Consider the following 10,390-nt stretch of genomic DNA (forward strand, 5'->3'; position numbering starts at 1 on the left):
CTGCATTTTTAAATGTCTTTTCAAATGAAGAATGGCATCTAGTTGGTAAGCAACACACAGTTGGCATTGAGGGTAATAACTGTCGTTTACGGCACAAAGTAAGGCGAGCGTTTAGAAAAACGTGTTGCTTTTCTAAAAGTATGTTTTATCACAAGAAAGTTTTTGATTTAGCTTTCTTTGATATTCACTTTGGCATTGTTTAGTTTTACAGCACACTTTTCAGGACACCACCAAAAATGGCATACCGCACAACGCAGTATGCCATCAATCCCAATCAACGTTTGGCGCGGAAGCTTAACAAATGCTGCGTGCTGGCAAGCCATGCACCACCAATGCCCAAAAAGCTGGCAACCAGCAACACCACCACCATTTCCACTTCGGTTAAAGTGCGCCATTGCAGCGTGATGCCATAGGGCTGAAAAATTTGCTCTACCAACGGCTTGGTGCTGGTCATAATCCAATAACACAAACCCAAGCTCAACGCGCCCGACAGCAAACTCTGCCACGCCGCTTGATACAAAAACGGACGGCGAATAAACGACGACGGCGCACCCAATAATTTGGTGATTTCAATTTCTTCTTTGTGGCTCAAAATCTGCAAACGAATGGTGTTGTGCGCCACCAGCACAAATGCAATCCCCAACGTAAACGACAAAAACCAAAACACGCGGTTAAGCAGTTGATTGAATTGATACAAAGTTTGCATCCATTCTTTGTCTAGCTGCACGCTTTCTACCATGGGATAGTGCGCCAAATCGTTTTGCAAAGCGGTAATCGCATCGGGCGTGCTGTTGGCTGGCTTCACAATAAACGCATCGGGCAGAGGGTTTTCGTCTAGCATGGACACGATGTCTTGCGAACCCATAGCAGCCTGCATTTCTGCCAAACCATCGGCTTTGCTCACAAATTTCACCTTATCAATGCGTTTGTCTGATGTGAGCAAGTTGCGGACATTGTCGCTATCGGTTTGCACCGCGCTCAAATCCATATACAGCGTGATTTGTGGCACATCGCTCAATTTATCCAACACGTTTTTGCCGCTTTGTACGCCCAAATACAGCGTGAGTGGCAAAGTCATCGCAATCGACAGCATCGACAAAATCAGCAAAGTCGCAACAGGCTGGCGCACAAAATACACCAACGCCCGTTTCGCGCTTTCCAAGTGCAGCGATACATAATTACTCATGATGCAAAACGCCCTCCCTGCAAACGCAAAATGCGATGACCGTAATCTTGCATCAGCGTTTCATCGTGCGCCGAAATAATCACGGTTGTGCCTGCTTCGTGGAAGGTTTTGAACAGTTCCATAATGTCCAAAGCATAGGCGCGGTCTAGGTTTGCCGACGGTTCATCGGCAATCAAAATGCTGGGGTGATGCACCACCGCACGCGCAATGCACAAACGCTGCTGTTCGCCGCCCGATAAACCGTTTGGGTCGTCTTTTTCGCGCCCTTTTAAACCGACTTTTTCGATGGCAATACGCGCTCGTTTTTCGGCTTCTTTGTTGGTAAAGCCGATGATGCGTAGCGGCAACATCACGTTTTGTAACACGTTGCGGTCAAACAAAATTTTGTGGTCTTGGAACACAATGCCAATGTGCTGGCGCAAATAACACAGTTGATTGTCGGACAGGCTGCCCAAATCGTGTTTATTCATCAGCACTTTGCCCGAAGTGGGGCGCGTGATGCCTGCGATTAAACGCAACATAGTGGATTTGCCTGCACCCGAATGTCCAGCCACAAAAATCATTTCGCCTTTGGAAATGTTGAAGCTGATGTTTTTGAGTGCTTGAAATCCACCGTCATAAGTTTTGGAAACGGATTCAAATCGTATCATTTTGGGTTATATCTCAATAGAATAGGCGCAAATTATAACGGATTTTTGAATGATGCAGGCTGCTTTTGTAAACGATGCCAAGCAGCCTGCACTTTTGTGTGATTGATTTTGTGGATAAAAATTTAAATCAACAAAAAAATAATCTATTTTCAACTGGCTAAATCAAAAAATATTGTGGATAAAATTTGGGATAAATGGCGAATAAGCTCTGTATAACGCAGGGATAACACAGGGATAAATCGTGGATAAACATTAAGGCGATTGCAATCTGCCACCCTTTATCGCCAATCCGCCCAATTTGCCAGCCAGCCCTTGATGGCGCAAACCGTGCGTAATGGCAACGGCTAAACCGTCTGCGGCATCGGCTTGGGGCGTGCCAGATAGATTGAGCATCTTCACAACCATGTGTTGCACTTGTTCTTTGGCGGCTTTGCCCTGCCCGACTACGCTTTGTTTGACTTGCAAGGCGGTGTATTCATACACGGGCAAATCGCGCAACACCAGCGCGGCAATGGCTGCACCACGCGCTTGCCCGAGCATGAGCGTGGCGGCTGGATTGACGTTCACAAACACTTGTTCTACTGCGGCTTGGTTGGGGCGATAGGTGTCAATCAGTTCGGCAATGCCACGCACAATAATGCTGACGCGCCCTGCTAACTCGTCTTTGGGAATGGTTTGGATACAGCCCGATGCAACATAAATGGGTTCGCGCCCAACCCAGTCGATGATGCCGAAGCCTGTGCTGCGACTACCTGGGTCTATGCCTAGTATGCGTATGGTTTTGTTCATGGGGTTTGATGTGATGTGGATAAAAAATGCAGGCTGCTTTGATAACACAAAAAAGCAGCCTGCACATTTAGTTAGCATTACAAATAAAACTTCTCAATCACTTTTAAATTGTCGTCCAATTTATACACCAATGGCTGACCTGTTGGAATTTCCAACGCCATGATGTCGTCGTCCGAAATGCCTTCAATGTGTTTTGCCAAAGCGCGGAGTGAATTGCCGTGCGCTGCCACCAACACGCGCTTGCCAGCCAAAATCGCTGGGGCAATTTGGTCTTCCCAAAATGGCAACACGCGCTCCAAAGTAACTTTTAAGTTCTCGCCGTCTGGCACCACATCGCTTGGCAAATGGGCGTAGCGGCGGTCGTTGTGTGCGGAAAATTCGTCATCTTTGTCTAACAACGGTGGCAAGGTGTCGTAGCTTCTGCGCCAAATGTGGACTTGCTCATCGCCATATTTTTCGGCGGTTTGTTTTTTGTTCATGCCTTGCAATGCGCCGTAGTGGCGTTCGTTCAATCGCCAAGATTTGATTTGTGGCACAAACAACTGGTCGCTTTCTTCCAACACGATGTTGCAGGTTTTGATGGCACGAGTCAGCACCGATGTAAACGCAATATCAAATTCATAGCCAGCGGCTTTGAGCTTTTGACCTGCGGCGGTGGCTTCGGCAATGCCTTGTTCTGATAATTTGACATCGCGCCAACCTGTAAACAAGTTTTTCGCGTTCCATTCGCTTAATCCGTGGCGGATAAATACCAATTCCATGTTGATTTCCTTTCTGGAAAAGTGGTTAAAAAAATATAAAAAAGCAGCCTGCACTTTTACTTTGCTGTTTTTTCAGGGCGCACCCAGCCTTCAATCGTGGTTTGTTTGGCTCGGGCAATCACCAATTTGTTTGGCTCGCAATTTTTGGTGATGACGCTGCCTGCGCCTGTGGTTGCCTTGTCGCCCACGGTAACAGGCGCAACCAGCAAGGTGTCTGAACCAATGCGAACTTCGTTGCCAATCACGGTTTTGTATTTGTTTACGCCGTCATAGTTGCAGGTAATCGTGCCTGCGCCGATATTGGTTTGACTACCAATCACCGCATCGCCCAAATAAGTCAAATGATTGGCTTTGCTGCCCTTGCCAATGGTGCTGTTTTTGACTTCCACAAAATTGCCAATATGCACTTCGTCTGCCAACACGGCATTGGGGCGCAATCGGGCAAATGGTCCAATTTGTGCGTTGTCGCCAATCACGCAATCTTCCAAATGGCTAAACGGTGCAATCACAGTGCCTGCACCAATTTTTGCGTTTTTAATCACACAATTCGCGCCAATGTGAACGTCATCGCCCAACACAACATCGCCTTCCAAAAGGCAATTTGCATCAATGACCACGTCTTGACCGTGTTGCAGGCTGCCACGCAAATGAAAGCTGAAACTATCCAGCAAGGTTACGCCTGCCAACATGACTTCTGCTGCGCGGTGATGGCGGTAAATGTTCGCCAATTCGCCTAGCTGCAATTTGTTGTTTACGCCCATTGCCAAATAATGTGCGGACACGGGGTACGGCACAACGGCAACTTGGTCTTGCACCGCCAAACCAACGACATCGGTCAAATAATATTCGCCTTGCGCGTTGTTGCTTTGCAGCGCGTTTAGCCAGTTTGCCAAATGCGCGTTGGGCAACACGAAAATGCCTGTATTGACTTCGGTAATCGCTTTTTGTTTGGCGTTGGCGTCTTTTTCTTCCACGATAGCGGTTACTTGGTTTTGCGCGTTGCGGATAATGCGTCCGTAGCCTGTTGGATTGGGCATGATGTCGGTCAAAATGCCTACGCCGTCGCCTGCTTGTTGCAACAAGGCGGTTAAGTTTTCTGTGTCAATCAACGGTACATCGCCATACAACACCAGCGTTTTACCTTGTGGTGGAATGTGGGGCAACGCCATTTTGACCGCGTGCCCTGTGCCGAGCTGTTCGGTTTGCTCTATCCAGTTTACGTTTTTGTGCGACAGTTGTTGCAACACCAAATCTTTGCCGTGTCCAATCACAACATTGATACTGGCTGGCTGCAAGGTTTGCGCCGTGTCAATCACGTGTTCCAGCATGGATTTACCGCCAATTTGGTGCAACACTTTGGGCAGCTTGGAATACATTCGCGTGCCTTTGCCTGCCGCGAGAATGATGATGTGTAATGACATTTTGGTAATCCTTATAATGAAAATTGCAGGCTGAGTCCTTTGCAAAACCCAGATTTGAGTGCAGTTCAAAGTGATAGCATCGCAGAACGCGCAGATAATATTGAAATATTTTCAAGCGTTCGAAAAGCGCATCACGAAGAAATGCGCCAAAGATGGGGTTTTGCAAAGGTCTCAGCCTGCTTTTTGCCGATTTATTCATCTGTTTGCGGCACAATCGCGTGCGGTTGTGGGCGATTGGTGTGGTAATTCGTGTTTTGCGATGCTGCGCCGTTGGTGTAATACACGTTCGTGCCTGTTGGGTATTTTTGTCGCAACGATGTACCGCCATCGGCTGTGTCATACGTTTCCCAAGTGCAGGCGGTTAAAGTGCAGGCTGCTAGGGCAAGTGCAATCCATTTGTTCACGGCGTTTTCCTTGTTTGATGATGTAAACAGCGCGTATTTTATCACGCACCACAGCAGCAAAGCAGCCTGCACCCACAAAAAAGCAGCCTGCACATAAGGTTTTTTATCACGCAAATCTTATCGCGCTACGCTACAATAACGCCTGTTTCTTTATCAACCCAAAAAAGGAATCAGCATGGATACCGATATTCTGATTGTGGGCGCAGGCCCAGCAGGTTTAGCGTTTGCGCGTCAGTTCAAAAACAGCAGCCTACGCATCATCATGATTGAAAAAGCCCCGTTGGAAAGTTTACAAAATCCCGCTTATGACGGACGCGAAATCGCACTAACCCACCGTTCGCGCGAAATCATGCAACATTTGGGCATGTGGCAACGCGTTCCCGAAAACGAAATCTATCGTCTGCGCGATGCCAAAGTCTATAACGGCACATCGGACTACACCTTGCACTTTCCCGAGCCAACCCAAGCGCGTGGCGGCAAAACCGACCGTTTGGGCAACTTAATTTCCAATCACAATATTCGCCGCGCCGCGTATGAAGAAGTCGCGCAAATGAATAATGTAGAGCTGCATTGCGGTGTCAGTGTCAAACACGTTGAAACCAACGATGAACGCGCTTTGGTTGAGTTAGACAACGGCGACACACTCACCGCTAAATTGCTGATTGCTGCCGATAGCCGCCTATCGCAAACACGCCGCCAGCTGGGCATTGCTGCCGATATGCACGACTTTGGACGCACGGTAATCGTGTTCCGCACCAAACACAGCATTTCCAATCAACACACCGCTAGCGAATGCTTTTTCTATGGACGCACGCTCGCCCTGTTGCCATTGGAAGAACATTTGACCAACTGCGTGATTACGATTACCAACACCAAAGCCCACGAATTGCTGGATTTGTCGCCCGAACAGCTTGCCAAAGAAGCGCAAAAAATGCTCAACGGTAAATTGGGCGAAATGGAAATTGCAGGCACGGTGCATCATTATCCGCTCATGGGCGTTCATGCCAACAAGTTTTACGGCAAACGCTGTGCCTTGATTGGCGATGCAGCGGTGGGCATGCACCCTGTTACCGCACACGGCTACAATTTGGGCTTGGAAAGCACCGACATTTTGTCCAAACAAATTTTGCAGGCGAATTCGCGTGGCAAAGACATTGGCAGCAGCGATGTGTTGGAAATGTATAACGTCAAACATCAAATGCACACCCGCCCGCTATATCACGGCACAAACGCGATGGTTACGTTCTTTACCACCGAAAGCGCGCCAGCCAAATTGCTGCGAAACGCGGTGCTGCGTGTGAGCAACAATTTGCCACCGCTAAAAAAATTGATTAGCAAACAATTAACAGGTTGATTGTATCGGCAAACAAACGTGCAGGCTGCTTTTTACATCAAAAAAGCAGCCTGCACTTTTTATCCACAACATTATCCAATCTTATTCACAAACTTACACACAACTTTATCCACACATTGTGACTTTATCCAGCATACTTAACGGTGCAATGATTTCAGGCGGACTCATCATCGCGATTGGCGCACAAAACGCATTCGTACTCAAACAAGGCTTGCTCAAAAACCACATATTTTGAGTTTCATTCATTTGTTTTTTATGCGATTTTACTTTAATGAGCTTGGGCGTATTGGGCGTGAGCGGCTTTTTGGGTCGCAGCATGGTTTTATCGGCAGCCTTGTCGTTATTGGGTGGATTGTTTTTGCTTTGGTACGGATTACGCTCGTTTCGCACCATGTTATCCACAGAACAATCCGTGTTGATTGTGGACAACAGCGACACGCCCAAAAGCAGCCTGCGCCAAACCGTGCTTGCCACTTTGGCGATTACACTGCTCAATCCGCACGTTTACATTGACACGGTGATGTTAGTCGGTAGCGTGGCAGCCAGCTTGTCGCCCGAACAAAAAATTGGTTTTTAGGGATTGGCTACGGCGCACGATTGCTCATGGAAAGTGCTAGAAGGCGTTATCGACGCGATGATGTGGTATTTGGCGTTTGGGCTGTTGCGGTATGTTTGGAATGCGGTGGTGCAATAAAAAGCAGCCTGCACTTTTTCATTTCGCGCTACAATCGCAAACATTTTCACACGATTAAAATCTCATGTCTCACAAACCCTTAACCATAGCCCTATGCGCTGGCGAAGCCTCTGGCGATTTGCTTGGCGCACACTTAATTGAAGCTATTAAAGCGCAACGCCCCGATGCCCAATTTATCGGCATTGGCGGCCCGCGCATGATAGCCGCAGGCTGCCAAAGCCTGTTTGACCAAGAACGCCTAGCCGTGCGCGGTTATATAGAAGTCATCAAACGCTTGCCCGAAATTCTCAAAATTCGCCGCGAATTGGTCGCGCAACTCAAAAATCTGCGCCCCGATGTGTTTGTGGGCATAGATGCACCCGATTTCAATTTAGGCGTTGCCGAACAGCTCAAAGCGGCAGGCATTCCCACGTTGCATTATGTGTCGCCGTCCGTTTGGGCATGGAAACGCGAGCGTGTAAACAAAATTGTCAACCAAGTCAATCAAGTATTGTGCCTATTCCCAATGGAAGCACCGCTCTACGAACAAGCAGGCGGACGCGCCTTGTTTGTGGGACACCCATTGGCGCAAACTTTGCCGATGGTTGCCGACAAAACCGCCGCGCGTAAACGCCTAAAACTGGACAACGACACACCTGTTTTCGCGATTTTGGCTGGCAGCCGAGTCAGCGAAATCGACTATATGGCACCGATTTTCTTACGCACCGCGTGGCTGATTTTGCGCGAATTGCCCAACGCGCAATTTATTTCGCCCTATCCCACAGCCGCCGCGCGCGAGCGTTTGCAACATTATTTGGCGCAACCAGAATTTGAAAAATTGCCAATTCGTTTGCAGGCGGCAAAAACCGATTTGGCTTGTACCGCCGCCGATGCCGTACTCGTAACCAGTGGCACGGCAACGCTGGAAGTCGCGTTGTGCAAATGCCCCATGGTGATTAGCTACAAAATTTCCGCGCTCACTTACGCACTGGTCAAACGCAAAATCAAAGTGCCGCACGTTGGCTTGCCAAATATTTTGCTCAACCAAGAAGCCGTGCCAGAATTGTTGCAACACGATGCCACGCCCGAAAAACTTGCCGCTGCGATGTTGGACTGGTATCGCAATCCAGACAAAATTGCTGCGCTGGAACAAGATTTCACACGTTTGCACGAAATGCTGAAATTGGATACGGATAAACTCGCTGCCGATGCGGTGTTGGCGGAAATCAGAAAATAGAAAAAGCAGCCTGCACTTTTGATTGATTCAAAGTGCAGGCTGCTTTTATATGTATCCAATTATGCCGACCACTCGTCCAACAGCGCGTCCACAAACGCTTTGGCATTGAACGGGCGCAAATCGTCAATGCTCTCGCCCACGCCAATATAGCGCACAGGAATCGCACGACTGCTTGCCAACGCCGCCAACACGCCGCCTTTTGCCGTGCCGTCCAGCTTGGTAACAATCAAACCTGTTACGCCCAACGCATCGTCAAACGCCACCACTTGATTGACCGCGTTTTGACCGATGTTCGCGTCCAGCACCACCATGATTTCGTGTGGCGCATCGGGCATGGATTTTTGCAACACGCGCTTCACTTTTTTGATTTCTTCCATCAAGTGTAATTGCGTTGGCAAGCGTCCAGCCGTGTCCGCCAGCACCACGTCAATTTTACGCGCTTTTGCCGCTTCCACCGCATCAAAACACACCGCCGCGCTGTCGCCTTTTTCTTGCGAAATCACGGTAACATTGTTTCGCGCACCCCATTCTTGCAACTGCTCACGCGCCGCCGCACGGAAGGTATCGCCCGCCGCCAACATCACGCTTTTGCCTTGCGATTGAAAATACTTCGCCAATTTGCCAATAGACGTGGTTTTGCCTGCGCCATTGATGCCAGCCATCATAATCACAAACGGCTGACCATTATCGGGCAACACCAGCGGCTGGTCCAATGGTTTGAGCAAATCGTAAATCGCGTCTTTGAGTGCCGAACGCAATTCCGCGCCGTCTTTCAAGCCTTTGAGCGACACACGATTGCGGACTTCATTCATCAACTGTTCGGTCGCTTCAATGCCCATATCGCTGGTAATCAGCACCGTTTCCAGTTCTTCGTACAAATCTTCGTCAATTTTGCCGCCGCCAAACACGCCAGCCAACGACTTTGCCATTTGATTGCGCGATTTGCTCAAACCACGCGCCAAACGTGCCGTCCAGCCCAAGGATTCTTCCGCTTCAGGCGCGACTGGCTCTTCGGGCAACAATTCGGGTTCGGGCAGCGCATTTTCGCCTTCCAGCGCGTGTTCCAACGTCTGCACGCTTTCCACCACTGCTTCTTTGGCTTCATCAACCAAAATTTCGGCGCGCATTTCCAGCTCGTCCAATTTTTCTTCTACCGCGTGTGCCATGCCTTGTGCCCAATGGCTCACGCTTTCGCTGGTTTCTTCTGCCAAGATTTCGGCACGCATTTCCAATTCATCGACTTTTTCTGCCACCGCGTGCGCCATGTCTTCCGCCCATTGCTCGGCAGATTGCACCGTTTCTTTGACTTCTTCCACCACAGGCGTTGCCCAGCTATGGCGCATGGGTTCTGCTTCAACCGTATTTTCTTGTGCGACTTCGGTTTCTGCGTTCAAAGCAGCCTGCACATTTTCTTCTGCGGTTTCCGTGCTTTCGGCTTCAGCTTGTGGTACTTCATCTGCCGTGTTTTCTTGCGCGACTTCGGTTTCTGCACTCAAAGCAGCCTGCACATTTTCATTGGCAACCGCAGGCGCAGTTTCGGGCGCAGAAGCAGCCTGCACCTGTTCTGGTTCTTTTTCGGTGTTGGGCGGCGTTTCGGCTTTCCGGTTGAACAGTTTATTGAATAAATTAAACATAGCGTTATCTCGTGGCAAGAAAGGTAAAAATAGGTTGCATTGTAGCTGGATTTTATATGGCATTAAAGCGGTTTATTATGCAAATCATTTTTTTATAGCGAATTAAATTCAAATCAATACTGCGTTGCCACCCCCTTATGTACTAGGCGTACACGGGTACAACCTGATAACATAGTTTACATCACAACCCGAAGACATCGTTTACATTCCATTCAGTAAACCCTCATCAACATACCAACATGAATGATGAAAGTAGCACAATGCCTTGGAATAAAACGAAT

At 48.6% G+C, this 10,390-nt stretch carries 12 protein-coding genes; 4 read left to right on the forward strand and 8 right to left on the reverse strand.

Annotation, left to right across the window (positions count from 1 at the left end; translation table 11 throughout):
• Positions 1-203: IS1 family transposase (locus BQ5809_RS06775; RefSeq protein ID WP_143452382.1), on the forward strand; the 203-nt coding region annotated here is incomplete at its 5' end.
• A 71-nt stretch (positions 204-274) separates the two neighbouring features.
• Here BQ5809_RS06775 and ftsX read toward each other — a convergent pair.
• The 6 genes from ftsX to BQ5809_RS06805 all read right to left on the reverse strand — a co-directional run bounded on the left by ftsX (position 275) and on the right by BQ5809_RS06805 (position 5,325).
• The gene (gene ftsX / locus BQ5809_RS06780) at positions 275-1,186 is read right to left on the reverse strand and encodes a permease-like cell division protein FtsX (protein ID WP_003788018.1); all 912 of its coding nucleotides are present in this window, start codon (positions 1,184-1,186) and stop codon (positions 275-277) included.
• Positions 1,183-1,836, reverse strand: a complete 654-nt coding sequence (locus tag BQ5809_RS06785; protein ID WP_003788020.1) for a cell division ATP-binding protein FtsE — start codon at positions 1,834-1,836, stop codon at positions 1,183-1,185. Before BQ5809_RS06785 ends, ftsX begins: the two co-directional genes overlap by 4 nt.
• 252 nt (positions 1,837-2,088) lie before the next feature.
• Positions 2,089-2,625: a crossover junction endodeoxyribonuclease RuvC gene (gene ruvC / locus BQ5809_RS06790; protein WP_003792121.1), complete on the reverse strand. Its 537-nt coding sequence runs from the start codon at positions 2,623-2,625 to the stop codon at positions 2,089-2,091.
• 77 nt (positions 2,626-2,702) lie between these two features.
• Entirely contained in the window at positions 2,703-3,386 is a 684-nt protein-coding gene (locus BQ5809_RS06795) for a 2,3-diphosphoglycerate-dependent phosphoglycerate mutase (RefSeq protein ID WP_003792120.1), read from the reverse strand.
• Between the two features lie 56 nt (positions 3,387-3,442).
• The gene (glmU, locus tag BQ5809_RS06800; protein WP_003788028.1) at positions 3,443-4,807 is read right to left on the reverse strand and encodes a bifunctional UDP-N-acetylglucosamine diphosphorylase/glucosamine-1-phosphate N-acetyltransferase GlmU; all 1,365 of its coding nucleotides are present in this window, start codon (positions 4,805-4,807) and stop codon (positions 3,443-3,445) included.
• A gap of 191 nt (positions 4,808-4,998) precedes the next feature.
• On the reverse strand, positions 4,999-5,325 hold the full coding sequence (locus BQ5809_RS06805; RefSeq protein WP_223877612.1) for a hypothetical protein: 327 nt from the start codon (positions 5,323-5,325) through the stop codon (positions 4,999-5,001).
• 55 nt (positions 5,326-5,380) lie between these two features.
• On the opposite strand from BQ5809_RS06805, the gene ubiM reads away from it, so the two are divergent.
• Both ubiM and BQ5809_RS06815 read left to right on the forward strand, forming a co-directional pair.
• Positions 5,381-6,565, forward strand: a complete 1,185-nt coding sequence (gene ubiM / locus BQ5809_RS06810) for a 5-demethoxyubiquinol-8 5-hydroxylase UbiM (protein ID WP_174259096.1) — start codon at positions 5,381-5,383, stop codon at positions 6,563-6,565.
• 244 nt (positions 6,566-6,809) lie between these two features.
• Positions 6,810-7,142 carry a LysE/ArgO family amino acid transporter gene (locus BQ5809_RS06815; protein ID WP_228368985.1) on the forward strand — a complete coding sequence of 111 codons (333 nt, stop codon included), beginning with the start codon at positions 6,810-6,812 and terminating at the stop codon, positions 7,140-7,142.
• Here BQ5809_RS06815 and BQ5809_RS11000 read toward each other — a convergent pair.
• A complete protein-coding gene (locus tag BQ5809_RS11000; RefSeq protein WP_155114354.1) occupies positions 7,139-7,303 on the reverse strand; it encodes a hypothetical protein in 165 nt (54 codons plus the stop codon). The two genes, BQ5809_RS06815 and BQ5809_RS11000, sit on opposite strands and share 4 nt — an antisense overlap.
• Positions 7,304-7,323: 20 nt before the next feature.
• Here BQ5809_RS11000 and lpxB point away from each other — a divergent pair, with 20 nt between their 5' ends.
• Positions 7,324-8,475: a lipid-A-disaccharide synthase gene (gene lpxB, locus BQ5809_RS06820; RefSeq protein ID WP_003788044.1), complete on the forward strand. Its 1,152-nt coding sequence runs from the start codon at positions 7,324-7,326 to the stop codon at positions 8,473-8,475.
• A 59-nt stretch (positions 8,476-8,534) separates the two neighbouring features.
• Here the strand turns inward: lpxB and ftsY are convergent, their stop codons facing one another.
• Positions 8,535-10,109 carry a signal recognition particle-docking protein FtsY gene (ftsY, locus tag BQ5809_RS06825; RefSeq protein WP_071461635.1) on the reverse strand — a complete coding sequence of 525 codons (1,575 nt, stop codon included), beginning with the start codon at positions 10,107-10,109 and terminating at the stop codon, positions 8,535-8,537.
• Positions 10,110-10,390 lie beyond the last annotated feature (281 nt).

The organism is Kingella kingae ATCC 23330 (genome assembly GCF_900111845.1).
Classification (GTDB): domain Bacteria; phylum Pseudomonadota; class Gammaproteobacteria; order Burkholderiales; family Neisseriaceae; genus Kingella; species Kingella kingae.